This window comes from Virgibacillus sp. LDC1, from assembly GCF_025792345.1.
Lineage (GTDB): Bacteria > Bacillota > Bacilli > Paenibacillales > Paenibacillaceae > Paenibacillus_AQ > Paenibacillus_AQ lautus.
In genome coordinates this window covers 2,891,212-2,917,383 of sequence record NZ_JAOXLZ010000001.1, presented here as the reverse complement: position 1 = coordinate 2,917,383, position 26,172 = coordinate 2,891,212, and the positions used below count along the sequence as shown (strand labels likewise).

27 protein-coding genes are annotated in these 26,172 nt (G+C 49.3%); 18 read left to right on the top strand and 9 right to left on the bottom strand.

The window, feature by feature from the left end:
* Positions 1-171: 171 nt before the first annotated feature.
* The 5 genes from miaB to OHJ21_RS12900 all read left to right on the top strand — a co-directional run bounded on the left by miaB (position 172) and on the right by OHJ21_RS12900 (position 5,362).
* Positions 172-1,731 carry a tRNA (N6-isopentenyl adenosine(37)-C2)-methylthiotransferase MiaB gene (gene miaB / locus OHJ21_RS12920; RefSeq protein WP_326113007.1) on the top strand — a complete coding sequence of 520 codons (1,560 nt, stop codon included), beginning with the start codon at positions 172-174 and terminating at the stop codon, positions 1,729-1,731.
* Between the two features lie 102 nt (positions 1,732-1,833).
* The gene (locus OHJ21_RS12915) at positions 1,834-2,283 is read left to right on the top strand and encodes a YlbF/YmcA family competence regulator (RefSeq protein WP_009590459.1); all 450 of its coding nucleotides are present in this window, start codon (positions 1,834-1,836) and stop codon (positions 2,281-2,283) included.
* A 162-nt stretch (positions 2,284-2,445) separates the two neighbouring features.
* Positions 2,446-3,231 (top strand): NUDIX hydrolase, encoded by a 786-nt coding sequence (locus OHJ21_RS12910; protein ID WP_100538006.1) that lies wholly within the window; start codon positions 2,446-2,448, stop codon positions 3,229-3,231.
* Between the two features lie 62 nt (positions 3,232-3,293).
* Entirely contained in the window at positions 3,294-3,851 is a 558-nt protein-coding gene (locus OHJ21_RS12905; protein ID WP_486020230.1) for a cysteine hydrolase family protein, read from the top strand.
* A 56-nt stretch (positions 3,852-3,907) separates the two neighbouring features.
* On the top strand, positions 3,908-5,362 hold the full coding sequence (locus OHJ21_RS12900; protein ID WP_100538004.1) for a nicotinate phosphoribosyltransferase: 1,455 nt from the start codon (positions 3,908-3,910) through the stop codon (positions 5,360-5,362).
* A gap of 78 nt (positions 5,363-5,440) precedes the next feature.
* Here the strand turns inward: OHJ21_RS12900 and OHJ21_RS12895 are convergent, their stop codons facing one another.
* Positions 5,441-6,241, bottom strand: a complete 801-nt coding sequence (locus OHJ21_RS12895) for a hypothetical protein (protein ID WP_486020229.1) — start codon at positions 6,239-6,241, stop codon at positions 5,441-5,443.
* Positions 6,242-6,456: 215 nt separating this feature from the next.
* On the opposite strand from OHJ21_RS12895, the gene OHJ21_RS12890 reads away from it, so the two are divergent.
* Both OHJ21_RS12890 and OHJ21_RS12885 read left to right on the top strand, forming a co-directional pair.
* Positions 6,457-7,455 carry an NADPH:quinone oxidoreductase family protein gene (locus OHJ21_RS12890; protein WP_486020228.1) on the top strand — a complete coding sequence of 333 codons (999 nt, stop codon included), beginning with the start codon at positions 6,457-6,459 and terminating at the stop codon, positions 7,453-7,455.
* An 88-nt stretch (positions 7,456-7,543) separates the two neighbouring features.
* Positions 7,544-8,071, top strand: a complete 528-nt coding sequence (locus OHJ21_RS12885) for a hypothetical protein (protein WP_100538001.1) — start codon at positions 7,544-7,546, stop codon at positions 8,069-8,071.
* Between the two features lie 60 nt (positions 8,072-8,131).
* Here OHJ21_RS12885 and OHJ21_RS12880 read toward each other — a convergent pair whose 3' ends face one another.
* Positions 8,132-8,650 carry a MogA/MoaB family molybdenum cofactor biosynthesis protein gene (locus tag OHJ21_RS12880; RefSeq protein WP_486020227.1) on the bottom strand — a complete coding sequence of 173 codons (519 nt, stop codon included), beginning with the start codon at positions 8,648-8,650 and terminating at the stop codon, positions 8,132-8,134.
* A 107-nt stretch (positions 8,651-8,757) separates the two neighbouring features.
* Between OHJ21_RS12880 and OHJ21_RS12875 the strand changes: the two genes are divergently transcribed.
* The 8 genes from OHJ21_RS12875 to OHJ21_RS12840 all read left to right on the top strand — a co-directional run bounded on the left by OHJ21_RS12875 (position 8,758) and on the right by OHJ21_RS12840 (position 15,468).
* Entirely contained in the window at positions 8,758-9,828 is a 1,071-nt protein-coding gene (locus tag OHJ21_RS12875; RefSeq protein ID WP_486020225.1) for a CobW family GTP-binding protein, read from the top strand.
* 126 nt (positions 9,829-9,954) lie between these two features.
* Positions 9,955-10,293: a four-helix bundle copper-binding protein gene (locus tag OHJ21_RS12870; protein WP_100537998.1), complete on the top strand. Its 339-nt coding sequence runs from the start codon at positions 9,955-9,957 to the stop codon at positions 10,291-10,293.
* 167 nt (positions 10,294-10,460) lie between these two features.
* A complete protein-coding gene (locus tag OHJ21_RS12865; RefSeq protein ID WP_486020224.1) occupies positions 10,461-11,681 on the top strand; it encodes an ROK family protein in 1,221 nt (406 codons plus the stop codon).
* 193 nt (positions 11,682-11,874) lie between these two features.
* Positions 11,875-12,129 carry a hypothetical protein gene (locus OHJ21_RS12860; protein WP_486020223.1) on the top strand — a complete coding sequence of 85 codons (255 nt, stop codon included), beginning with the start codon at positions 11,875-11,877 and terminating at the stop codon, positions 12,127-12,129.
* A gap of 182 nt (positions 12,130-12,311) precedes the next feature.
* Positions 12,312-13,202, top strand: coding sequence for an ABC transporter ATP-binding protein (locus OHJ21_RS12855; protein ID WP_486020222.1), 891 nt, complete (start codon positions 12,312-12,314; stop codon positions 13,200-13,202).
* Positions 13,202-13,930 (top strand): hypothetical protein, encoded by a 729-nt coding sequence (locus tag OHJ21_RS12850; protein WP_486020221.1) that lies wholly within the window; start codon positions 13,202-13,204, stop codon positions 13,928-13,930. Before OHJ21_RS12855 ends, OHJ21_RS12850 begins: the two co-directional genes overlap by 1 nt.
* Before the next feature lie 79 nt (positions 13,931-14,009).
* Entirely contained in the window at positions 14,010-14,474 is a 465-nt protein-coding gene (locus OHJ21_RS12845) for a hypothetical protein (protein ID WP_100537993.1), read from the top strand.
* Between the two features lie 67 nt (positions 14,475-14,541).
* Positions 14,542-15,468 carry an S-layer homology domain-containing protein gene (locus tag OHJ21_RS12840; protein ID WP_486020220.1) on the top strand — a complete coding sequence of 309 codons (927 nt, stop codon included), beginning with the start codon at positions 14,542-14,544 and terminating at the stop codon, positions 15,466-15,468.
* 223 nt (positions 15,469-15,691) lie between these two features.
* Here the strand turns inward: OHJ21_RS12840 and OHJ21_RS12835 are convergent, their stop codons facing one another.
* Together OHJ21_RS12835 and OHJ21_RS12830 are read right to left on the bottom strand one after the other, a co-directional pair.
* Positions 15,692-17,797 (bottom strand): ABC transporter ATP-binding protein, encoded by a 2,106-nt coding sequence (locus tag OHJ21_RS12835; protein ID WP_100537991.1) that lies wholly within the window; start codon positions 17,795-17,797, stop codon positions 15,692-15,694.
* Positions 17,798-19,555: an ABC transporter ATP-binding protein gene (locus tag OHJ21_RS12830; protein WP_486020219.1), complete on the bottom strand. Its 1,758-nt coding sequence runs from the start codon at positions 19,553-19,555 to the stop codon at positions 17,798-17,800. It lies immediately after the preceding gene.
* Positions 19,556-20,131: 576 nt separating this feature from the next.
* Here OHJ21_RS12830 and OHJ21_RS12825 point away from each other — a divergent pair.
* On the top strand, positions 20,132-20,437 hold the full coding sequence (locus OHJ21_RS12825) for a HesB/YadR/YfhF family protein (protein ID WP_100537990.1): 306 nt from the start codon (positions 20,132-20,134) through the stop codon (positions 20,435-20,437).
* Positions 20,438-20,483: 46 nt separating this feature from the next.
* Complete coding sequence (locus tag OHJ21_RS12820) at positions 20,484-20,933, top strand: NUDIX domain-containing protein (protein WP_100537989.1); 450 nt, start codon at positions 20,484-20,486, stop codon at positions 20,931-20,933.
* A gap of 143 nt (positions 20,934-21,076) precedes the next feature.
* On the opposite strand, the gene OHJ21_RS12815 is transcribed toward OHJ21_RS12820, so the two are convergent.
* The gene (locus tag OHJ21_RS12815) at positions 21,077-21,589 is read right to left on the bottom strand and encodes an ADP-heptose synthase (protein WP_326113025.1); all 513 of its coding nucleotides are present in this window, start codon (positions 21,587-21,589) and stop codon (positions 21,077-21,079) included.
* A 133-nt stretch (positions 21,590-21,722) separates the two neighbouring features.
* Between OHJ21_RS12815 and OHJ21_RS12810 the strand changes: the two genes are divergently transcribed.
* On the top strand, positions 21,723-23,468 hold the full coding sequence (locus OHJ21_RS12810; protein WP_100537987.1) for an ABC transporter ATP-binding protein: 1,746 nt from the start codon (positions 21,723-21,725) through the stop codon (positions 23,466-23,468).
* 77 nt (positions 23,469-23,545) lie between these two features.
* Here the strand turns inward: OHJ21_RS12810 and OHJ21_RS12805 are convergent, their stop codons facing one another.
* The 4 genes from OHJ21_RS12805 to OHJ21_RS12790 all read right to left on the bottom strand — a co-directional run bounded on the left by OHJ21_RS12805 (position 23,546) and on the right by OHJ21_RS12790 (position 26,171).
* Positions 23,546-24,838, bottom strand: a complete 1,293-nt coding sequence (locus OHJ21_RS12805) for a DUF6080 domain-containing protein (protein WP_486020218.1) — start codon at positions 24,836-24,838, stop codon at positions 23,546-23,548.
* A 61-nt stretch (positions 24,839-24,899) separates the two neighbouring features.
* Complete coding sequence (locus tag OHJ21_RS12800) at positions 24,900-25,220, bottom strand: EamA family transporter (RefSeq protein ID WP_486020217.1); 321 nt, start codon at positions 25,218-25,220, stop codon at positions 24,900-24,902.
* Complete coding sequence (locus tag OHJ21_RS12795; protein WP_486020215.1) at positions 25,210-25,551, bottom strand: EamA family transporter; 342 nt, start codon at positions 25,549-25,551, stop codon at positions 25,210-25,212. The genes OHJ21_RS12800 and OHJ21_RS12795 overlap by 11 nt, the downstream gene beginning before the upstream one ends.
* Entirely contained in the window at positions 25,539-26,171 is a 633-nt protein-coding gene (locus OHJ21_RS12790) for an HAD family hydrolase (protein ID WP_486020214.1), read from the bottom strand. The genes OHJ21_RS12795 and OHJ21_RS12790 overlap by 13 nt, the downstream gene beginning before the upstream one ends.
* Position 26,172: the final 1 nt, after the last annotated feature.

Here is a 26,172-nt window from a genome sequence, read left to right as displayed (position 1 = left end):
ATTCAGCCGGGCCTTCCGGTGCTCACGTAGGTTTTGCCTACGCTCCGCTCCTCAGTCCCTAGCTTCATCCAAGCTTCTCGGTGCTGAAAACCTGACTTTTTGAACACGTACTATTTAAGATATTTTGTCATGTTAAACCAGAGATTTTGCGGATCTAAGGAGTGACCTAGCATGTCCAAAGAAAGTAAGGACTACTCCAAGTATTTTGATTTTTCAGGAGCCAAAGTTCTCTCGGAAGACGAACACGGGAAGAGAATTCGCATCAATGGTCGGGAAATCAACATTCTTTCGGAGCCTAATCATAGACAGGAAAAACAGCGCGGCAAGCAGAGTGTCGAAGTATTGTATGATACCGAGCTGCCGGAAGCGTTTCGAACCATCGGGGCTGGCAAGCATTATATCGTGTATACGTACGGATGTCAGATGAATGAGCATGATTCCGAGACGATTAAGGGACTGCTGGAGCAGATGGGCTACCGGGCAACCGAGGATCGGAAGCAAGCGGACATCATTTTGCTCAATACATGTGCCATACGTGAGAACGCGGAGGACAAAGTGTTTGGCGAACTCGGTCACCTGAAGCATTTGAAGACGGAGAAGCCGGATATGCTGCTTGGGGTTTGCGGCTGTATGTCTCAGGAAGAATCGGTCGTGAATCGAATTCTCCAAAAGCACGGCTTCGTGGACTTGATCTTTGGTACGCACAACGTACATCGTCTGCCTCACCTTATTCAGGAAGCGCTCTTCAGCAAGGAAATGGTGGTTGAAGTGTGGTCCAAGGAGGGCGACATTGTTGAGAATCTTCCGAAAAAGAGAGAAGGTCTCCGCGGCTGGGTCAACATTATGTACGGCTGTGATAAATTCTGTACATATTGCATCGTCCCTTACACCCGCGGCAAGGAACGCAGCCGGCGTCCGGAGGATGTCATTGCTGAGGTTCGCGAATTAGCCCGGCAAGGGTATAAGGAAATTACGCTGCTTGGTCAGAACGTGAACGCATACGGCAAGGATTTTGAAGATATCAAGTATCGTTTCGGCGATCTGATGGATGATATTCACAAGATCGATATCCCGCGTGTTCGCTTCACGACATCCCATCCAAGGGATTTTGATGATCATCTGATTGAGGTGCTAGCGAAGGGTGGTAACCTAGTCGAGCATATTCATCTGCCGGTGCAGTCGGGAAGCTCGGAAGTGCTCAAAAAAATGAGCCGCAAATATACGCGCGAGACGTATTTGGAGCTGGCCCATAAGATTAAGAAGGCGATTCCCAATGTCGCGTTTACCACCGACATCATTGTCGGATTCCCCGGTGAGACCGATGAGCAGTTTGAGGAGACGCTGTCCCTGGTTCGGGAGGTGGGCTACGACTCCGCTTACACGTTCATATATTCTCCTCGCCAAGGAACGCCAGCGGCGGTGATGGAGGATAACGTACCGATGGAGGTCAAAAGCGAGCGTCTTCAGCGTTTGAATGCCGCCATTAATGAGTACAGCCGCAAGAGCAACGACAGGCTGCTTGGATCTACGGTGGAAGTGCTGGTAGAAGGAGTCAGCAAGAACAATGACTCCATGCTGTCGGGACGCACGCGAACGAACAAGCTGGTGCATTTCGAAGGCTCAACGGACCTCGTAGGCAGCTTCGTGAATGTCCGAATTACGGATACGAAGACCTGGTATATCAAGGGGGATATGATCCCGGACACGATTGCTGCCTCGGATGCGGTATAATAGAGGAGCAGGCAGCATTCAAATGCAGCATAGGGCCGCGAATTGAATCCGGCCGGTGCTGCATATTCCCATATAGATGATGAAGAATTGGAGCGATGAACCTTGGCACATGATCATGTTCGTACCAACACATACGGTATGTCAACTTACAATACACGTGAATTGATTATACGCGACGATATTTTGGCAAAAGCCGGCGAGCTGGCGGATTTAATATCTACTAGCGAAGAAGTTCAGATGTTTAAGCAAGCGGAAGAGAAGATCCAGAATCACGAACGTGTCCAAAACCTCATTAAAACCATTAAGAAAAAGCAAAAAGAAATCGTAGCTTTTGAAACGTTCCAGAACAAGGATATGGTCGCCAAAATCGAACGGGAGATCGAAGAACTGCAAGAGGAGATTGACGGTATTCCGCTCGTGATGGAGTTCCAGCAAAGTCAAAGCGACATTAATTATCTTCTTCAGCTGGTCGTATCCGTGATTCATGATACCGTTTCGGAAAAAGTGAATGTGGAAACAGGAAAAGATACGCCGCCAAGCAGCTGCGGATAGATGAAACGAGGTGCGGAATGGTTCCGCACCTTTTCTATTCTTGTTACATCATGCACAGAATGGGAATGAATAGGGCATAGTAAACTTATAAAAAGGATGATGTCAGGAAATCCTTGACATCATCTTTAAATATGTCATAATGAAATTATCAAAATAATAGTTATGGTGATGGAAATGACGGATCGCGAACAGACGCCAAAGAGCAGTGCCAAGAAATACAGAACACCGGATGGTGTGCCCGCCGATATCGTCATGTTTACCTTGACGAAGCGGGAACGAAAAACCTTCACCAAGACATTGCCCCTGCGTGAGCTTAAGGTGATGCTGATCAGGCGCAGATCATGGCCATGTGCGGGTATGTGGGCACTCCCCGGCGGGTTTTGCCGTGAGAGTGAGTCTATTTACGATGCCGCCAAACGGGAACTGAAAGAAGAGACCGGGGTGGACGGCGGCCATTTGGAGTACTTGGGCGTGTACAGCGCACCCGGACGGGATCCAAGGGGCTGGATTATTAGCCATGCATTCTACGCGCTTGTAGAGGAATGGATGCTGGAGCACCGCCAGGCTGCCGATGATGCCGAAGAGGTGGGGCTGTTTACGGTTGCGGAAGCTTTGGAGGAGCTGGAGCTTGCTTTTGACCACAGGGATATCATGTTGGATGCATACCGCAAGATTCAGCAGCAAATGCTGCAAACGACGATTGCGCGGCAGTTTTTACCGGAGCATTTTACACTGAGTGAGTTATATCAGGTCATCCAGACCGTTGTGCCCGAGTTCAACGAGCCCAATTTTATCCGCAAAATCACCTCGACCCGCAGCAGGCAGGGGATACTGGAAGAAGCCCGGGATGAGAACGGCAAGCCGCTAAACTCCAATCAATACTCCCAACGGCCTGCCCAGTTGTATCGATTTACGGATCATGCACCACTGCTATCCATTTATACGTAGGATGGATTCACCCGCTGTTATTTTATCGATCACATTAATCATGTTGTAGAGGAGTGTGTCAGATGAAAGCCTTGATCGTGATAGATTTCACGAATGATTTCGTGGATGGCAATCTGCCCGTAGGCGAACCGGCCATCAACATTCTAAGCACAATCGCGCAGCTGACTAAGCTATACAGCGACCGTGGTGATTTTGTTGTAATGGCCGTCGACCTGCATGAGCACAATGACGCTTATCATCCCGAAACCAAACTGTTTCCTCCGCATAACATTCGGGGAACCCGGGGGCGGGAATTATACGGTGAACTTCAGCAGGTATATGAGGAACGCAAGGATGCCGTCTACTGGATGGATAAAACGAGATACAGCGCATTTTGCGGTACGGATCTGAATCAGAAGCTGCGGGAACGCGGGATTACCGAAGTCGATCTCGTCGGCGTTTGCACGGACATCTGCGTGCTGCATACTGCAGTGGATGCCTATAATGACGGATATCGGATTACGGTTTATGAAGATGCCGTCGCAAGCTTCAATCCGGAAGGACACAAGTGGGCGTTAAGCCACTTTCAAGGAAGTCTCGGGGCATCGGTAGTACGAAGTGAGGAAGTTCTTAATCAATAGACAGCTTGAACACCCGGAAGCAGAGTTGAACCGGGGAACAGTGGAGGATGATCGTGATGCTGACAGCAGGATTAGCACTGCATACGGACAAATACCAGATCAACATGATGTACGCTCACTGGATTAATGGCTCTCACCATACGCGTGCGGTGTTTGAGGGGTATTTCCGGAAGCTGCCATTCGGCAACGGATACGCGGTTTTTGCCGGTCTTGAGCGGATTGTACATTATATTGAGTCCTTGCGATTCTCGGAGGATGATATAGCGTATTTGGCTAAACAGGAAGAGAAGTATAAACCTGAATTTCTGGAGGAGCTTCGCCGGTTCCGTTTTCAAGGGAATATTCATTCCATGAAAGAGGGGGCGCTGGTATTCCCGAATGAGCCGCTCATTCGAGTGGAAGGCACCATTTTTGAAACACAGCTGGTTGAAACGGCACTCTTGAACTTCATGAACTTTCAAACCTTGATCGCAACGAAAGCATCCCGTATCCGTCAGGTTGCCAGCGGGGATACCTTGCTGGAGTTTGGCACAAGACGTGCACAGGAAGCGGATGCGGCGGTTTGGGGCGCGCGTGCTGCGTATCTGGCCGGTTTCCATGCGACATCGAATATGCTGGCAGGCGAAAAGTTCGGAATCCCGACAAAAGGTACGCATGCGCATTCCTGGGTGCAGACCTTCCGGAGCGAGCAGGAGGCATTTGATATCTTTGCCGAGGTTATGCCGGATCAAGTGACGCTGCTGGTGGATACCTTTGATACGTTGAAAAGCGGGATTCCCCATGCCATTGTAACGGCGAAGAAGCTGGAGGCCCAAGGGAAGCGTATGAATGCCATTCGTCTCGACAGCGGGGATTTGGCTTACCTGTCGATTCAGGCGAGGAAGATGCTGGATGAGGCCGGTCTTCACTATGTCGGCATCGTGGCGTCCAACGATCTGGATGAAGGTACGATTCTGGATCTGAAGGCACAGGGTGCCAAGGTCGATACTTGGGGCGTCGGTACTCAGTTGATTACGGCGGCCGACCAGCCTGCACTCGGAGGCGTCTACAAGCTGGTGGAGCGGGAGGTTGACGGCAAGATGGTACCAACCATCAAAATCTCCGGCAACCCTGAAAAAGTATCCACGCCAGGCAAAAAGGAAGTGTACCGCATCATATCCAAGGGCAGCGGCAAAGCAATCGCCGATTACATCTGCTTCCCGGAAGAGGAGATGCCCCCGGAAAGCGGTAAGCTGAAGCTGTTTAATCCGCTGCATCCTTACATGCGCAAGAACGTGAAGAATTTTGAAGCGGTGTCCATGCTTGAACCGGTATTCATGAATGGCGAGCTGGTGTATGAGCTGCCGAAGCTCGAAGAGATTCGCAGCTATCATGATGCGCAGCTGGATCAGTTCTGGCCGGAGTATCTGCGGAAGCTGAATCCGGAAATTTACCGCGTTAATCTGAGTGAAGAGGTCTGGGAAGTGAAACAGCGGATGATGGCCGAGTTCATGGAACAGCATGAGGATTAGGTTTTAGAATACAGAAATTAAAAAGACGCTTTTCTGTCTTGCCGCTTGGCAGATGAAGGAGCGTCTTTTTGTATCCTGCTATATGTCAAGTCGATCCACCATAATTCCATTGACGTCATGGGCAGTGAGATGAACCTTATCCATGTTCTCGAGCATGCCCGGCGGGTATTTGTAGTACCAAATGTACAAATCTTCACTGACATATGGCTTGAGTTGCTGATAATGTATGGTTTGGACCGGCTGACCATTTACTTGGACCTGAAGGGGTTCCTGGCTTCTATATATGCCAAGGACGAGTGATGAATACTTGTCTGTCTTCGAGAATACGGAGGGAGAAGAGGAATCTTCAGCAGGAGGGTACACTATTGTTGCAAATGAAGTGTTCCATCCGAGCCATCCCTTGGTATAGGTTGATAAATGCAATCCTGTTCCAGGTGTAACCAAGAGAGCATACGCCTTGTTCGGCGCTGATTCTGGTTGTATGATTTCAGCATGATCAACCCTGAAAGATGCCTCAAGAAAAGCATGCTTCCCATTGAACACGGCCGCTTCAACTGTGCGGTGTGTGCTCCTGTATTCGTAGAACCCGGTAAACAATAGGAAGAGTAGACTGATTAATACGTATACTTTGAGACCAGGCCGGGTAATGATGGGGAATACTCTGAAGATTAGCCGATACAGTGTTAGAATGAGCCCCAAGCTCAGGAAGAACACGAGAAACGAGCCGGTAATGCCTCCTGATTGTATAGGAATACCAAGGGCTTCAAAAAACTGGCTGATCGGTTTATAAACGACCGATAACAGAATTAACGTCACCAAAGTGAGTAAGTACGAGAAGCGGTAGGATGAACGTTTAGATCTATATTCTGAATGCATCATAAATTAGATTTCAACTCTTTCTGGTGATTTTTGTATAAAAGTATTCCTTTTCCATGATAACATAATTTTGACTAATTAAGCCGAGTGGAGGATCATTTCTCGGGAAAGCGCACAAGTCGCCATATTCCGAGTGTATGGATGACGCTTCGACATTCATAGTGCAGATCCTGATGGATAGACCAGTAATACCACCACTAACCTAAGGAGTGATACATATGTACAACGAAACCGACTTTCAGGCCTACGTGCTGCGTCAAGATGAGCAAGGGGTTCGCGGCAGCGTGGAGAACCTGAGTTTGAAGCAACTGCCCGAAGGTGACGTTATTGTCCGGGTGTTATACAGCGGGGTTAACTATAAAGACGGGCTGGCCAGCATACCGGAAGGAAAAATTGTTCGCCGGTACCCGTTCATTCCGGGCATTGATCTAGCAGGAACAGTTGTGCATTCCACTCATGCAAATTACAAGGAAGGCGATTCCGTCCTCTGTACCGGTTATGAATTAGGGGTATCTCACGAAGGCGGATTCAGCCAGTACGCACGGGTTAAGGGAGAATGGCTCGTCCCGCTGCCGCAGGGTTTGTCCCCGCGTGATGCGATGGCCATCGGAACCGCAGGTTTTACGGCTGCATTATCGATAGAGGCCTTGTTACGGAATGGCCTGCAGCAGGAGCAGGGTCCCGTCCTGGTTACGGGCGCGACGGGGGGAGTGGGCAGCTTCGCAGTGTCCATCCTCAGTCAGTTAGGCTATCGCGTGACGGCATCCACAGGGAAATCCAGTCAAAGGGACTGGCTCTTACAGCTGGGAGCCCATGAAGTGATATCAAGGGCAGAAGCTGCGGCAGCCTCCAAGGGAGCCATCTCTGCCGAGCGATGGGCAGCAGTGGTAGATCCGGTCGGAGGCAACCAACTGGGTTCGCTTCTGAAAAGCGTAAAATATGGAGGAAGCGTCGCTGTTTCCGGTATGACAGGCGGCGGTGCTTTTGATGCGACGGTGTTTCCGTTTATCCTTAGAGGCATCAATCTCCTCGGAATCGATTCGGTATACTGCCCTATGGCCTACCGCCGCTCGGTATGGTCGAAGCTGGCCGGTGAATGGAAGCCGGCATCCGTGCTTCAAGAAGGAATTACGGAATACAGACTAACCGATCTGCCTGAAGTGCTGAACACCATCCTGCAGGGTGGGGCGGTTGGAAGAAGCGTCATCGCTCTATAATAATTGGCTTGAAATTCGCATAATGTTCCTCACCCGCAGGCATCCTAAGGGAAGGCAACCTTTGACACCTAAGGAAGGGTGAGTGAACATGAATTACCGCAGAATCGTTACCGCTTTATTGCTTTGTTCCATTCTTGTCATATCGGTCGGTTGTTCCCGGCAGGTGGCCAGGGACGAGATGCGCCTATATAACATGAGGGCTTACGAGGAAGGTTCCAGGGAGGCCCGCATATCGGGGCGGGGCTTGAACGGAAAATTCCTTGAGGATCTCCAAGCCTCGTTCAACCAGGTGGGCATGCCGTTGACCAACGAAACCTATGCGGAGGACAACGTCGGCAATATCACGTATCAATACCGGATCAATTATGATGCAAGCCAGTTTATTACCGTGTATGTCTATCAGGATCAAGCGGCCAGGGAAAAAGGGATCAAGGAGATATACGGCGTTGCAGAAGGGGATGCCAATGCGGCCGGCGGGCATAACCTGATCGTGAGCGACCAGGAAACGTCCATCGTATATACGTCGACGGGCGACAAAACGGATAACTATTATGACCAGGTCAAAAAAATAGCGCCCTCCCTGCTCGCCAAACATCAACGACGCGCCAGCAGTTAGAGTGGAGAAAAGGCCGGATGCACGTATGCATCCGGCCTTTCGCATGGTGCCCGGCTTTTGTTATGATCTGTGTTTATCCAGCTCATATTTGATGTGCCGCAGCTCAGGCAGCAGAATACGGTTCATCGCAAGCTTCACAGCTCCAGTAGAACCCGGCATCGAGAAGACTGCGGTGTTGCTTAACGTGCCACCGATCGCGCGGCTCAAAATGGCCGCAGACCCAATATCCTCAGTAAAGCTGAGGAAGCGGAAGATTTCGCCGAATCCGGGGAGTTCCTTATCGAGCAGTGAAGATACCGCTTCATAGGTGGTATCCCGGCTGGATATGCCTGTACCGCCTGTTAAGAGGACGACATCAATCTCCGGATGGCTAACCGCGGAATAGATCGTTTCACGGATCGTTTCATAGTCGTCCTGTACAATGCTGTAGTCCACAACGGCATGCCCGGCTTCTTCGAGCAAGCCGATCATAAGTTTACCACTCTTGTCCGTGTCCTTGGTCCGCGTGTCCGAGACCGTAATCACCATACAGTTCACGGAAGCGGGGGATTGCTGTTTATGTTCTTGCGCTGAATTCATGGCGATGACAACTCCTGTTAAGTTAATGGCGGGACGCTTGCAGTAGATGGATGAAATGTAGTACACTCGCTAGCATAATAAACGATGCGCGCAAAGGAGTATGGAACGTGGAGCACGTAACACCCATTTATATTTTATCAGGTTTTCTCGGCAGTGGAAAAACGACATTGCTTAGCCGCCTCATTGCCTCCTTCAAGCAGCAGGGTTTGCGGCCGGCCATTGTCATGAACGAGATCGGCGAGGTTAACATTGAAGGGCTTGTCGCCGATGAAGAGGTACCGACGGCAGAAATGCTGAGCGGCTGTATCTGTTGTACCATTCGATCCGATTTATCATCTGAAATCGCGATGCTCATCCAGCGGGAACAGCCGGATGTCATCGTCATTGAAGCGACGGGGATCGCCAATCCGATGGAAATTTTGGACGCGGCCGCGGAAGCTGCTTTATACATGAGGATTGACGTGAAAAAACTAATCACCGTCGTGGATGCCGCGCATCTGCTGCATTTGAACACAGAGCAGAAGGGGAAGACCTATCGTTTGATGCAAGAGCAGATTCGTGCAGCCTCGGCGCTCGTCCTCAATAAGATGGACCAGGTGAACGATCAAGACAAAGAGACGATTCAGCAGCTGGTCGAGCGCTGGAATCCGTATGCTCCGATTATGCCCGCGGTGCGCTGCGACTTGAATCTTGAAGAACTGCTGCAGAGCGGTCCACATGGCCAGGATGAGCATTCGCACGCGCATGATCGAGAGGGCAGGGAAGCCCGAGAGCATGCAGATAAGCACGAACATGCCAACCACCATGAACATACCCACAGGGATGAGCATGACCACAGCCATGAGCATCTCCACAACCACGACCATGCACATGATCATGGTTCTCATGATCATGTCATGTCGTACACATACTATTTCAGCCATCCGGTAAACAGCGTGGAGTTTGAACGATTGATAGCCGGGCTGCCAAGGGATGTATACCGGGCCAAAGGGATTCTCACCTTTAGCGATACCAACAGCCGTTTTTTGTTCCAGTACGCGTTCCGCGAATCCGATTTTATGAAAATAACGCCCCAGGGCCAAGTACCGGATGTGGTGGTGTTTATCGGGGAGCATTTTCAGAAATCGCTGCTGCGGGAGCAGCTTGAAATGCTGGAGGGGAAGGCAAGTCGGGCATAAGTCAACAATCTCCTGATCATATTGGGCAATTGTACCTTGGGTCTTTCTGGCCAATGTTTGATTCAGAGGGCAGTCGAGCGTTTAATACAAAGGCATAGCGTAATAACTACAAGGAGGATCTATCCAATGTTAAATGAACTCAAATATAAAGAATGCATCGAAGCATGTCTCCAATGTATGAACGCTTGCAATGTATGCTATGTGTCGTGTCTGAAAGAATACGAACTGGCCAAGCTTCGCGATTGTATATCACTCGACAGAGAGTGTGCCGATATATGCGCGTTTGCGGCTCAAGCCATGTCACGAAAAAGCCCATACGTTAAGGAAATTTGCGAGCTGTGCATGAAGGCGTGTCTTGCTTGCGCCGAAGAGTGCGGGAAGCATGATCACGAGCATTGCAAACAATGTGCCGAGGCGTGCCGGAAATGTGCCGAAGCATGCCGCGAAATGCTAAATCACATGTAAGTCAACAAGTCACCATCGGTTGATATAACAAAGCCTGATTTCCGAAGAGGAAATCAGGCTTTTTAGTTGGAGCCTGAGGGAATGGATTTTACTAACTCTGAATTTTCCCCTATGATAGATGTGTGAGAAAGCAAGTACAATTATTGGTAAAAGAATGAGGTTTTAACATGAACAATTCAGTTGGTAAGAACAATCGGCATGTCCGGAACCTGAATCGTATCGGCATTATCGGGCTGCTTCGTGACTACGGCAGTTTAACGAAAGCGGAAATCGCGGCCAAGATGAATTTAACGTTTACTGCCGTTAATAATCTGGTGGAAGAGCTGATGAAGGATCGATTGATTATTGAAGCCGGATTTTATGACGATTCCAGCCGCGGCAGGAAGCCCAAACTCATCTCCTTGAATCCCGGCGATATTTACACGGTCGGAGTACATATCAGCGCATCCTCCGTAAGGGCGGCCGTCATTAATTTGCAGGGAAAAGCGATGACGGAGAAACGCTGCTCCTTCGAAGATAATACCAATCGCGGAAGCGTTGTGAATATGATTATCTCCACGATCCAAGCCGTATTGGGCGAGTCGGGCCTGAAGTCCCAAATCATTGGTATTGGCGTGGGAGCTCCGGGACCGCTCGATCCCGAACAAGGCAGGATATTGACACCGCCCAACCTTCCCGGGCTGCATCAGGTACGATTAAAGGGACTGATCGAGGAGAATACGGAGCTTTCAACCCAAATCGAGAAGGACGCTAACGTTATGGCACTCGGTGAGTTATGGTACGGTAACGGCAGGCATTTCAACAATTTGGTGTATGTGGATGCCGATACCGGGATCGGGAGCGGACTGATCTTCAATCAAAAAATATATCAGGGTTACCCTTTTGGAGCGGGTGAGATCGGGCACTGTACGATCGATATTGACGGTCCGCGCTGCAATTGCGGCAATTACGGCTGCCTTGAAGCGATTGCATCGGGTATTGCTATTGTCCGCAGAGTCGGAGAGGAGCTGCGGCGCGGAGCTGCCAGTTCTCTTAAATCCTCGTATGATGGCAATGACCGCGGTTTGGACGTCACCGATGTGATTACGGCCGGTCTGGATGGAGATCAATTAGCTGCCAATATGCTGAACGAATCGGCACGCTATGTTGGCATTTCGCTGGCTAATGTCATTAATCTGCTGACGCCGGAGACCATCATCATTGGCGGGGTTCTCGCTAACCGGTATCCGGATTTCTTCGAATATGTAAAAGAAACATCCTATAACAGAAGCCTGTCCAGCTTCCATAATAAAATCGTGCTTCAGCCATCCGAGTTGGGAGAGCATGCCGGTATCATTGGGGCCGGAACGATCGTGCTTGAAAAATACCTGAATGAAATGAGTGAGTAGAGGGGATAAGGAGACCCTCACCCGGATTAATATTGAATCTAGTTCAAGAATCTTGTGTAAAATATCAAAAAAGTATAGACCTTTAATTGTGTAAGCGCTGATAATTTCATTATCACTCATTAAATATTGAATATCGTTTAACAATTGTAGGAGTCTAAAATGTTCACTACTACCAAGTACAGGGGGCAATGTGATGATGAAGAGGATCAGGTTTGGCATGATGCTGTTAATCTCTACGCTTTGGATGTCTGCTGCACTGGTCGGCTGCGGTAATGGCAAGAAAAACGGATGGGGGCAGCCGGAGAACCGCGTTCTAGGCAAGCTGAGTTCTAGCAAGTTGAACTTAAGAGTGAATAAACAAAAAGGCGGCCTTCTGGGCCGTCTTCGCTATGTTTTATCGTCTTTCCTGATCGGTGCTTCGAATGCCATTTTGAAATTGGCAACCTAACGCTAATCTTCTGGATTTATGTCAAGTTTCGGAAGATAGAGCCGTCTTGAAGTACATATATATCGTGTTACTGTCATGTCAGGATGAGACCTTTGTCTACCGAGCTTGCGATGTTGTGTTTACAGGTAAAATAGATCTACAATACATACAGCACCAGAATACGTGAACAGGAGTTGAAATGTTTGCAGGAGCTGTTGGAATTGAACGGAATAAACAAGCGTTTCGGCAAATTCGCCGTCTTACATAACATCAATTGGAGCATTTCCCGAGCCGAATGCGTCGCTATTACGGGAAGCAATGGTGCGGGAAAGAGCACCCTGCTGCACATAATAGCCGGGCTTGCTATCCCATCGGAAGGATCCCGGGTCGAGTACGAATCCTCGCTCCGCGTCGGGTATGTTCCGGAGCGCTTTCCTGCGCTTCGGTTTCATCCTTCCGAATATTTGCGTCATATGGCCAGCATTCAGGGCATGAACAAGCAAGAATCGGGGAAGCGAATTGATGCGATGCTGAATGTGTTTCAGCTGCAGGACATGAAGATGACATTATGTTCCAAGGGTATGCTGCAAAAAGTCAATATCATGCAGGCCCTGCTTCGTCAGCCCGATCTATTGGTTCTGGATGAGCCACTATCGGGATTGGACGAGCCTTCCCAAATGGAGATGATTGGCATACTAAGTGAAATTAAAAGACAAGGGACAGCGATCGTAATGTCCGTACACGAGCCGCTGCTTATTGCTTCGCTGGCCGACCGGGTAACGCAACTCCGCCGGGGGCGGATCGAACGGGACGGAATGCTGGAAACCGGTTCGGAGACGGGACGGATGAAGTTGGAATTCACGCGTGTTACCCAGGACAAAATGCTGGAACTGGAACGCCGTTCAGGATTTCACTATTGGATATCGAGAGGTAATCCTGCATCGATGGTAGTCTCACGGCAGGTCGCGGATGAAATGCTGCTGGATATTTTACAGTCAGGCGGTTCGCTGACACGGCTGGAGCCCTGGAGCGGAGAGAGGGCAGAGCAAGTGCACTCAATTCCCGGTCAATCAATGCAAGGGGAGGGAGCATAATGGGATCATTGATTCATTACATGCTTGCCAGCTACACGAGATCCTATCGATATTTTGCGCCGATTGCTTTTATATTGATATCGGTGGTGTTTATCTACTCCTACCGGCCCAACCCGATCATGGACAGTTATGCCGTAACGGCTGCATTTCTGTTTGTCGGCTCAGCTTGGCTTGGTTTGAACTTTCTCAATCATGATCAAGGGCGTCAAACGATGCTCCTCATCGTTCATAGCGGGAAGGCCATACGATATTATGCCGCCCAATATTTAACCGTAAGTCTTCTATCGATTCTATTCAGTTTATTGGCTGTCTTTTATCCGATCGTATTTGGAATGTTTGATAAGCCGATGACATTATCTCAGTTTGCTCTGGGTTTTCTGGGTCATGCTGCATTGTCCTTGCTCGGCATTTCACTTTCCGTATTTTTTCAGCTTGGATTTATGGAGAATCAGGGAAGAGCGGCAGGTTTGCTGTTAATCGTTATCATTATTTCATTAGCCGGGCAATCTATTGTTCAGGATGATCTTGTCTATTTGAGAATGGTTCCTTATGTGCTGCCGCCTGTCTCTGTTATGATTGATATGCTCATTCATGCTGACGAGCGTTCCCGGTCCGTATTATTCATGACGATTGCATATACGTTCATATACAGCTTCATTTTGCTGGCTGTTTATCTATGGAACGCCTGCCGTAAGGATGCGGCAAGCATGATCCGAAAAGTAGGTTGAAGTAGGAGTAATCTTCCTTTACCATAGGGATATACACAATTAGAAACGGTAAAGACAGCCAATACTAGAGGAGGATACCATGAAACAATCTCGACTGATGGACAGTGACCACTCCAAAGAGCTGTTTGCCTATTTCGGATTAGCGGTGTATTATTCACAAGCGCTGGAGCAGCAGCTCGCGAATCTGTTGATGCTGATTAAGCTTTCCCAAGGGAATGTGCCTTCAGAAGAAGATTTCACCCAATTATATCAACGGAAATTAAGCAGCTCTCTGGGCCAACTGGTACACGAGATCCAGCATTACTTTCCATTCTCCGAAGAAGAAACGGTTCAGTTAAAAGAGGTCTGGAAGCAGCGTAACTATATCGTTCATGATTATTTCAAAGAGCGGATTCATGAGACGTTCAGCCCGGCTGGCCGTTCCCGAATGATTCGGGAGCTGACCGCATTTAAGGACCAGGCTCAGGCGCTGGAGCAGAAGCTGCAGGGTTATTCCCGTGAAATGTATGTAAAGCTTGGCCTGGACAGCGAAAAAAGCGTGTAAAATAAATTAGGGCTGAGATGAAACATATTCCAGCACCTCTGCGTCAGAAAGATTAGGAGGTGTAATTATGAAAAAAACTACGAAATTGTTAACTGCAATGCTTGTCACTTCGTCATTGCTCGGTGCCGGCGCCGCCTCTGCATTCAGCGATATTCAAGAGGAGAAGCCATTGCAAATGGTGAAGGAGCTGCAATCGAAAGGAATTATTCAAGGAGTTAGTGCCGACAAATTCGCTCCGGCCAAAACAATAACGACTGCCCAAGCGGTGCAGATGATTGTGAATGTTGCCGATCTGAAGGTACAACCGAATTTTACGGGCCGTTCGTTTGACAGTGTGCCGAAGGATGCCTGGTTCGCTGATGCTGTGAATATAGCGGCTCAGAACGGATTGTCCGTATCGGCAGACATGAAATGGAACGAGCCGATAACCCGTGAAGGGTTTGCGACATTGCTCTCGGAAGCGATTCAGAAGACCGGAAATTATCCCGTGGTCATGATGTATCTGCATGTGGCCGACGAGGATCTGATGAAAGAGGAGAGCAGAGGAGCGGTGCAGTTCCTGCTGTTAACGAAGATTGCTGAGCTCGACGCTAACGCCAAGTTCCACCCAACGAAGAGTTTAACGCGAATTGAAGCGGCAGAGCTTGCGTACAATTCCATCCGATTCATTGAGGAGCATCAGAAGAACATGATACCCGAGGAGCCGGGACAATCTGACCCGTCTGTGAGTACAAGCGTCGTTAAGGTGGATGATGCGCAGAACAAAGTCACGGTAACCAAGGAAGACTTACCGAATCCGGGGTACGGCATTAAAATTACGTCGGTCGACTATGTTAGCGATACCGAAGCCGTGATCTACTACAAAGTTCTTCAACCCGATCCGGACAAAATGTACCCGCAAGTCATCTCCAAATCTTCGGATGACGTGCTCGTGCCTTCCAAGTACACCAAAATCACGGTCAAAGCTGAAGTTACCCTTGATTCGGCAAAGTGATGCTTGTCATGTACCGCCAGAATACAAGGTAAAAAAGAAGGCTGTTCCCAAGCGAATGTTACATTCGATAGGGGACAGCCTTTTTTAGATGCAGAAAGAATAAACTTCGATTGCAGGGACCTTCCTGATATCGCAGGAAAACTACCTCAAGCAGAGGTCTGTCTTCTGTGCACGTCGATAGACGTTTTTCTAATACTACTGCGTTAGTTTCACCTAACTTGGTCTACACGTGGCCACCGGCCAGCTTGCTGTTGGAAGCGGTAAGCACCGTTTCCTTCGTCTCTGGAACCGAAGCCGAGCTTCCTTGCTGAAGTTGGTACATTTTAAAATATCTTCCGCCCAGGGCCATCAACTCGTCATGGGAACCTTGTTCCACAATTTCTCCGCGGTGAAGGACCAGAATCTGATCGGCGCTGCGGATCGTGGACAAACGGTGGGCGATGATAAAGGTCGTGCGTCCTCGCTTCAGCACCTCCAGGGCTTCCTGAATTAAGGCTTCCGTCTCCGTATCGATGTTAGCGGTGGCTTCATCGAGAATCAGTATGGCCGGATTGAACGCAAGAGCCCGGGCAAAGGAGATTAACTGGCGCTGCCCGGCGGACAGTGTGCTGCCTTTCTCTAGCACTGGCTCATCAAAGCCTTGAGGAAGATGAGCGAGCAGCCGGTCGGCCCCTACGTCGCGCAGTGCCTGCTCCACCTGGTCCCGTGTAATGCCCGGATCACCCAGGCTGACATTCGAAGCAATCGTTCCAGTGAACAGGTAGGGGTCTTGCAGCACGATGCCCATATGCTTGCGGAGCCATTGCTTTGGAATATCGGTAACGGGCTGCCCATCAATGGTAATCGTGCCTTTCTGCGGATCATAGAAGCGGAACAGCAGATTGATGATGGAGCTTTTGCCGGAGCCGGTATGACCCACAAGCGCCACGGTTTGGCCCTGCCTCGCTTCAAATGAAATGTCTTTAAGCACATAGTCCTTCTTGTACGCGAAGGATACGTTTTGGAACTCCACATTCCCTAAATATCGCGGCATGCTGCCGTCCGTTACTTTCTCGCCTGTTTCATCCATCAGCTCAAATACCCGTTTGGCGGAGACGATGGAGGTATCGAGCGCGGCCAGCTGGTTAACCATGCCCGTTATCGGCTGGAACATGCGGCCAAGCAGATCAACGAAGGCGTAGAGGACGCCGATCGAGACGATGCCGGCACCGTTCAATGATGCAGAACCGAAATACCAGAGAACAACCACAAAGGAAACGTTACGCAGCACATTCACCAGGTTGTGCGTGGTGAAGGAGTTCAGATTGAGCATTTTGTTCTGATGAGCCATATAGTCCGCATTCAGCGCTTCGAACTCTTCTTGGGTCGCTTTTTGGCGGCGGAATACACGGATGATGGCCATACCCTGAATGGATTCATTAATGATGGCGTTGATCTCGCTCAGCCGGGAGCGGATGACCGTATTGTATTTGGTTGCAAATTTGCGGTACAGGATGGTCCATACAATCAACATCGGGATAACAAACAAACTGATCAAGCCCAGTCTGACGTCCAGAAGGAACAAGGCAACATAGACACCCGTAATATACACGGCACCGGAGCTGAAGTTGGATAATACCGCAACAAACAGATCCTTTACCGCTTCGGTATCATTGGTTACCCGGGAAACGACTTTGCCTGCCGGCAGATTATCAAAGAAGTTGACGGGCAGCCGCTGAATATGGGCATATACATCGGTGCGCAGCTTTTGAATGACCCGATTGGCTGCCGATTGCAGCCAGTAGGTTCTGCCGAATACCGTAATCATGGAGATCAGCAGACAGATCAGGAACAGGCCGACGAGCTTGTAAATGCTGGGCAGCTCGGGTTTATAAAATTCAAACAGCTGTTCTTTGGTTAATTTGATGGCCGGATATTGCAGTTCTTCCGAGGCATAGGAAATTGTCAATACACCATCCTGGAAGGAACGGTTTCCTTCGGTTCGGGTTACCGGCTCATCAATGAAATAGAAGCTGCGGCCAGCCTGAACCAGGCGTACTTCCTGTCCTCGCGTCTCGCCTTCTTGAAAGCGATCCTCGCGTTTATAATAAGTCCCGTTATAGGATGCGGCGCCCTGGGCGTTCGTCGTCTCGTAATAAGGTCGCTCGATGCCCAGAATATGCTCATCGATCATCGTTTTTGCGATGAAGGGGCCAGCAAGCTCTGCGGCAACGCCGATGGCCAGCAGAATCAAGGCGGTAATGAAGGTGCCCTTGGCCGTTAAAGCATAGCGGAACAGCCGTTTGGCAATTCCGGATTCATTCGATATGGTTGTATCGCTTGGAGTCAATTAAGACACCTCCTCCGAGGTCAGATTGTTTTCTACCTGCTGGCGTTCGAATTGCTCATGGTACCAGCCGCCGAGCTCCAGCAGTTCATCATGGGTTCCTTGCTCCGTGATTCGACCGTCCTCCAGCACCACGATCATATCGGCATGCTGAACGGCCGAGAGTCGATGCGTGGAGATCAGGGTCGTTTTACCGGCTCGTTTGCTCCGGATATTATCGATGATTCTAGCTTCCGTCCGGGCGTCCACAGCGGACAAGGAATCGTCCAATATTAAGATTTCAGGGTCGCCAATAAAGGCTCGGGCCAGTGAGACCCTTTGTTTTTGCCCGCCGGACAGCGCAACGCCTTTTTCGCCTACAAGGGTATCAAGGCCATCGGACAGGGTAACCAAATCGCGGTCAAAGGCGGCGGTGGTGATGGCTTCCATAATCCGTTCGTCGCTGGCATCCTTTTTGCCGAATTGGATGTTCTGACGTACCGTCTTGGAGAACAAGATCTGCTCCTGCGGCACATATCCGATCCAGCTGTGGAGCTGGTCGGTTGCCAGCATCTCCATGGGGATATCGGAAATGAGGATATCGCCGGTCCCGGTAGGGTACTCATGAAGAAGCTGCTTCAGCAGCGTCGATTTGCCGCTGCCCGTGCGTCCTACGACGCCGAGCGTCTGGCCTTTTTGCAGCGTAAAGTTAATATTTTTCAAATTATCAATCGTAGAGGTCGGGTAACGGAAAGTGACATCCTTAAATTGAATCGTATCCGGAACCTTCACGTCTGCAGGATTTGCGGCGTCGGTAACATCCGGCGGGGTCTTTAAGGTTTCGTTGACCCGATCCAGCGAAGCGTTTCCGCGCTGCATAATGTTAATCAATTCCCCGATGGCGAACATCGGCCAAATCATCATCCCGAGGTACATGTTAAACGATACGAGATCTCCGAGTGTGATTTGATTCTGGAACACCAGGTACACACCGTAGGCTAAACCGATGACGTAACTGAGACCGATGGAGAAATTGATGGTTGGTTCAAAAAAGGCGTCCACTTTGGCTACCGCCAGATTTTTACGATATACGTCATCCGTAATGTCCTGAAAGCGCTGCTGATCGGCGCGTTCTTGTACATAAGCGCGGACGACACGCACACCGGCTACGGACTCCAGAACCTGGTCGTTCATGTCACCGAAGGCATCCTGGGCCAGCGTGTAGCGTTTATGAATGGCTCTTCCGTAGATGACCATGCCAATGGCGATGATCGGCATGGGCAGAATGGCCGCCAATGTCAGCTTCCAGCTGACAATGAAACCCATAGCGAAGAGAACGACAATCAAGTAGATGGTGGAGTCGGTCATGACGAGCATCCCGAAGCCGGCAGTTGCTGCCACGGAGCGAAGATCATTCGTGGCTTTTGCCATAAGATCTCCGGTACGGTTACGTTCAAAAAACGGCGGAAGCATCCGCAGCAAATGGTTCATGTACCGGGTACGGAGCAGGCGTTCCACGAGGTTCGCTCCTCCGAATAAACGGTGCATCCATATGTAAGTGGCACAGTACACGACAGCAACGATACCGAGAATCATGAGCAGATATTGGACGAGGGAGGCCCACGTTATAGAACTGCTGACGATATCGTCAATCGCGTTTCCGAGCAGAAGCGGCGGCAGTAGCTCTACCAGTCCGCAAAAGATGAGAAGCGCAAGGCCGATCAAGTAACGCTTTTTCTCTTGCTTGAAAAACCAGCCTAAATTTTTAAGTACAGCAAACACATTATCCCTTCCTTTCGTAGGTCGTTCTGGCATCATATCATCCGTAAAAACCAAAAAAAGCACATCATCCGGCGACGGACGATATGCTTCATTAATTTTGAACTTATCATACGCACGGTGATCATGACTTCCGTGCAACGGTTAGCAGCTTCGTTCTGATCATTCTGGCAATGAATGAACGAGGCTTGATGATGATGAGACAGCACCATTGGGGAGTCGATCCATATTTAATTGTAGGAAATGATGATCCTGATGATCTTGATCCATCGCAAACAATTTAAACATGTCACTCACCCTTTCTTCGTAATTTACATTTTATTCAAATCGATCTACTGAATTTTATCACCATGAACTGGAATGTGTCAAACTTATTTTTCAGGATCATCGTAAGATATTCGATAGTGAAGGTAGGTTAGAACCTTATGTCACTATTTTATTATCAAAATGATTTGTATCCTAACGTACGTATGCGTTATGATAATATTGCAACTAAATATGGATACCGTCCCTAAGATCTCCGGTCTGCTAACAGATAGGGGTCAACATCATATGACGTCTAAGGAGGGTGTACGACACATGCAAATTCAAGTCAGCGATCAGGCGGCACGGTGGTACAAGAAGGAACTTGACCTTCAGGCAGGCACGTTCGTTCGCTTCTTTCCACGATATAGCTCAGGCGGAGGCCTCCATCCCGGCTTTTCGCTCGGTATTTCGGTAGAAGAACCAAGAGAAGCGGGACTGACGGAGCGTTCCGAAGAGGTAACATTCTTTATGGAAGAACAGGATTTATGGTATTTGAAGGGGTATACGCTCCGCGTGAAATATGAGGAATCCTTGGATGACATTTCGTATATTTATGAAGAAGAGGGCGCAGTAAATTAACCTGATGAGAGACTGCAGCGCCATCTAGGGAAAGGAGGTTCCCAAGATGAGCGTATATCACCGTGATATTCGCCAATACATCGGCAAACGTTCGGTGGTCCGCGTAAAAGCGGCGGTGCTTGTGCTGAACGATAATGGAGAGATCCTGCTCCTGAAGCGGCAGAACAAGGACGAGTGGGGACTTCCAATCGGAAACCTGAAGCCCGGCGAAGCTCTTGAAGACACAGCGTCCAGAGAGCTGTGGGAGGAGAGCGGCCTGACAGCGGATGATATGCGACTCTTGGACCTTGTGTCTGGTCCGGAGTATATGAAGAAGCAAATTGGTGGAGATGAAGTGTATTATGTGATAGGTGTGTACGCGGCAACCGGTCTGCACAGTGCCATTCATTTGTCCCCTAATACGGAAGTGTCTCTTAAATATTTTGATTTTCAAGCATTGCCCGTTATGGATGCGATCACGGTCCGCCTGCTGGACAAGATAAATAAGAACAGCTGAGGCTAAGTTAGTGGTGGCAGTTTTATACGCCTTAAATTCCCCGCACGGGGAATTTTTTTCGGTCAACATGAGGAGTCCCTGCCCCATTCAAACCGGGGGGAAGGGACTCCTTTTGCCATGCGAAGGTGTGTACCTATGATTCATTATGGCTGCCCGGACAGCGGGACCTCCAAAGCAAAGTCAAAATCGTCGATATCATATACCTGAACGGGAAGAGCGCTTTCGACGATACGCTGAATCAATTCGTATTGATCAGTCAGTATGGGAGCCTCGGCTCTTTGGGATGCCAGCAGCAGCTCGGTTTCGACAGGATCGAAGGATTCCCCATAGGGTGCGGTGTCCATGGTGTTCATGACCGTGACCCGGGTACTTTCACTCACGGGAATGGTAGGGCTCTTGGACCAGGGAACCTGCAGGGCGCGCTCGATTTTCTTTTTGTTCAGCGGCTCTTCAAAATAGGAAATCAATTCGCCGATCTTTATCTTGACGTGCTGGTCATCAGCACTGCTATTCATGAGATGTTCTTCGGTGGTATGAAGCTCATATAATTCCAAAATGGTAGTGTACGGAATGATATACTCGACGGGTTTAGGTGGTACTAACAGCTGACCGTAAATGGCCAGCATGACGGCCTCCGTCACGAAAATTCTGGTCATGACTAAATCCTCCTGCAAGACATGATACAATTCATAAGTTTAGAACTAATAAAGCATTGAAGTTCATAAATGTCAACTGCCCGTCGCCTAACAACCGCGTGGAAGTTGCTTAAGAAAGGGGCTGTGCTCACCTTTGAAATCATGGAAAATCTATTATCCATTCGTTAAGCCCTATATGAAGTGGATCATTCTGACCCTTATTATCGGCATGATCAAATTTGCAATCCCGTTATTGCTGCCCATGATCATGAAATATGTCGTGGACGATCTGCTGATCAACCAGCAGATGACCATCGAACAGAAAATCCAGGATCTGATGTGGATTCTTGCCGGGACGCTGGTGCTGTTTGTCGTTGTGCGTGGTCCGGTGGAATATTTGCGGCAGTATTTTGCCCAATTCATTACCAGCCGTATTTTATTTGATATGCGTAATCGGCTATATGCCCATCTGCAGCGCCTATCCCTTCGTTACTATCAGAATACCAAGGTAGGCGAGGCGATATCGCGCTTTATCAATGATGTGGAACAATCCAAGAACCTGGTAGAAGTCGGTATGATGAACATCTGGCTGGATATGTTTACATTGCTGTTCGTATTAATCGTTATGTTCTTCATGAATCCCGTTCTGACGCTGGTTGCCATCTCGATCCTTCCTCTCTACGGGTTAGCGGTGAATTTGCTGTATAAGCGGCTTAAGCGTCTGACCAAGGACCGGTCGCAGGCTCTTGCCGGCATTCAAGCGTACCTGCATGAGCGAATTCAAGGGATCTCGGTCATCCGGAGTTTCACCCTTGAGCGTTACGATCAGAAGAAGTTCGAAGGCATCAACGGTAATTTTCTGAAAAAAGCGATGGCGCAAACCCGCTGGAATGCGCTCACCTTCTCCATTATCAACACGCTCACCGATATTGCGCCTATTCTGGTTATCGGTTATGGGGGATACCGGGTGATTCAGGGAGATCTGACCTTGGGTACGTTTGTTGCCTTCTTTGGCTATCTCGACAGGCTATATGCACCCCTACGCCGCCTGATCAACTCATCAACGGTGCTGACGCAGGCCTCAGCGTCGCTGGAGCGGGTCAAGGAGCTCATGGACGAGCCATATGACATCGTGGACCGTCCGGATGCCAAAACGCTCAAGACAGCGGGACAGATCGAGTTTGACCGCGTATGCTTCAAGTACAATGATGCCGCGGGCTGGGTGCTGCAAGATATTAACCTGACCATCAAGCAGGGGCAAACGGTCGCATTTGTCGGCATGAGCGGCGGCGGCAAATCGTCCCTGATCGGATTGATACCGAGATTTTACGATGTACAGCAGGGAGCAGTGAAGGTGGATGGTCACGATGTCAGGGATTTGACGCTGGACAGCTTGCGCGGATCGATTGGCATGGTACTGCAGGACAACTTCCTGTTTAGCGGATCCGTTCGTGAAAATATTCTGTTTGGCAACCCGGAAGCGGATGAAGATGCAATCGTCGCCGCTGCCAAAGCCGCCAATGCGCATGATTTCATCACCCAGCTGCCGCAGGGCTATGAGACGGAAGTGGGTGAACGTGGCGTCAAGCTCTCGGGTGGGCAGAAGCAGAGACTTGCGATCGCCCGTGTCTTCCTCAAGGATCCGGACATTCTGGTACTGGATGAGGCGACTTCGGCGCTGGACCTGGAGTCCGAGCATCTGATACAGCAGGCGCTGCAGTCCTTGTCCAACAACCGCACCACTTTGATCGTGGCTCATCGCCTTTCAACCATTACGCATGCCGATCAAATCGTAGTGCTGGAGAATGGGAGAATTACAGAGCAAGGCACGCACGGCGAGCTGATGAATCTGGATGGAAGTTATGCCAGACTATACAACGTGCAGCATTTGGAGAATTAATATTAAAGACCCGTCCTTCCAAGGCATGGTGTTCAGCCATGCTTCAGTGGGACGGGTCTTTTGATGTGTTTAAAGGCTTATTTCTCGATATTTTTGAACACCGTGTCATAGGTCATCTGAATATAGTCCAGCGTCTGTCCATGCAATACAATATTGTTGACCAAGGTGATCAGCAGGAACAGTACCATGATGCCGGTCAGAGCTTGTTGAATCCGGTGGTTCTTCGTTTTGGCAATAAACCGTGCTGCAAGCACAAACAGAGCAAACAGATAATGTCCTGCGTACAAGTATAGATCGTAAGCATAGGTAGCCAATCCAAACCCGACGATGATGTGCAGCAGAATCGCGAACAGGATATAGATGCCAAATGCCCAGGTATCGCGGGAGCGGATACCCTTAATGAAGGATAGAACCGCAAGGACAAGCATCCCGATACCGACGATATGGACATGAATCGGATACGGCTTGGCCAAATTCGTCACAAATGCCGCGATTCCCGGATCGATCATGGCAAGCTCAGGCGACAGGATGGGACTTACAAACAGCATGTAGAAGACTCGTGAATGGTGCTCGAATGAAAAAGGAGAAACGTAGCTGAGTGCACCGTTCTGCACGCTTGAGAACACGTTAGCGATCCACGATTTGCCTGAGAACAGCAAGTGTTGAAGCAGGGTTACGATCACTGCCATCCCCAGAAAAACCAGCATGATCATGATAAACCGTTTAAACGTGCCCTTCTGTCTTTTATCGAACTGGCTGATCAGCAGCGCTCCTGCGAACGTTGCAACATTCGTAGACGTGATGCCGAAATTAATCAGGGCCAGGGAGGCATTCGGCATGACGGCAAACCGATTCTCCAATCGGCAATAGTGCAAGTAAGCGGCTGATAAAATGATCATAAACTGCGCATAAGCGTAGGAATCCGGTATAAACGCCGTGAACAGCGTATAAGAGCTGATACCGAAAAAAGCCGCCGTTACGAAGGACAACAGCCAGCCGGCGCCGCTTCTTCGGACGATGTAATAGACCAGCGCTGCACTAAAGGCATTCAAGACCGATTGAATCAGAAGATAAGGGAGGTTGGAGCTCCCGATCATCGTCGTTAACGGACTGGTCAGGAAATTAATGAACGGATGGATGATTGAGATATTTTCCGGTCCATATTCCATCGAAGGATCGAAGTTGAACAGATTCAATGTGAAAGGCGCACCATAAAACGGGCTGTGCGGCATTAACTCGGCTGCATGATCCTTGATGTAGGCTACGAACGGAAGGTTCATGAAAACATACCATAGGGCAAGACAGATACTTAGGCCGATCGCCGTGTAATTATCTTTTTTATGTCGAAATAAATAACTGAAAAAAGTCATGTTTTTCGTTCCACCAATCTTTCCATTATATGTACTCTGAGTAGGTTTTAGCTGCATTCGCTTACCAGATCAGCAGAAGCAATCCGGATATAATAAAAGCGATGCCGGCGATTTTACGCATCCCGATGGTTTCCTTGAATACCCATTTGGCAAACAGCAAGGCCCACAGGAACGTCAGTGCATTGGCAGGCATAACCAGCGTGTAGGGCAGCTCCCCCAGAAGGTATATGTTTAATAATGCTCCTAGTCCGTAACTAAGAAAGCCGATCAGCAGCAGCTTGATTTGTTTGTTTGCGGTATACCCCTTGAAGAATACGCTGCCCAGCGAGCCAAGCAAAGTCATCAGGAGCAGGAGCAAGTATAGGAACCCGTCATTTTTCATAGGAAGTTAATGTCACCCCGATTCCAAGCAGGGCTACGGCTGCCAGTTTTTTCAGGGTCAATGGTTCATCCAGGAAAAAATCACCATAAAACAGAGCCACAATATAGCTGATGCACATCAGAGGATAGGCCACGGACAGCTTCTCCAGGGAAAATGATTTGATCATGAGAATGGCCCCGAGGCCGTAGCAGATAAAACCGATTCCCATGTACAGCAAGTTGGCGTGGCCCCATTTCCAGAACAGCTGGCCGGTAGCCGTCAAAAAAGCCGATAAGACCATGAACAGCTTGCCCAGGTGGCGCGGGGCGGTCTGCGCTTTTATCTGTTCCATGTTAATCCCTCGCATCCCTGAGCGGATTTGTGATTGATCAAATATTTGTGTTTGACGAGCGCGAACATCGGGAGGTCGGATAAGGAATCGGAGTAAGCGCAGGAAGCAGCATAGTCAATGGTCAGTTGCCGCTCGTTCAAGTACTGCTGAATCCGGTGCACTTTTTCCTCCCCCTTACAATTGTTCCCTTCGATCATCGACGTAAAGCGTCCGTTCCGTACGGAAAGTTTCGTAGCGATCACCGTGTCGACGCAAGGAAGCTCTGCAAAGTATCTCATGTAAGCGTCAGGGGACGCCGTTACGAGCAGCACATGGCAGCCCTCGCTTTTTTTTCGCTGCATTTCCTTCATCGCATCCGGGAAGATGGCAGGTTTCAATTCCGTTTCATAAAAATGTTTCAGGTCGGCATCATCCATATGGCGCATCGCATGGAAATAAGCGCTCTTTGCCTTTTCAGCGTCCAGAAGACGGAGCTTATACAGCACGGAATGCAGCACGACTTTCAGAATGATGGGTGCCGTGGACGGTTTTTTCCGTATGCCATATTTTAAAAATCGAAACATAGAGTCCGTATGGATGACCGTTTTGTCGATGTCAAAGATTGCGAATTTCTGATTCATA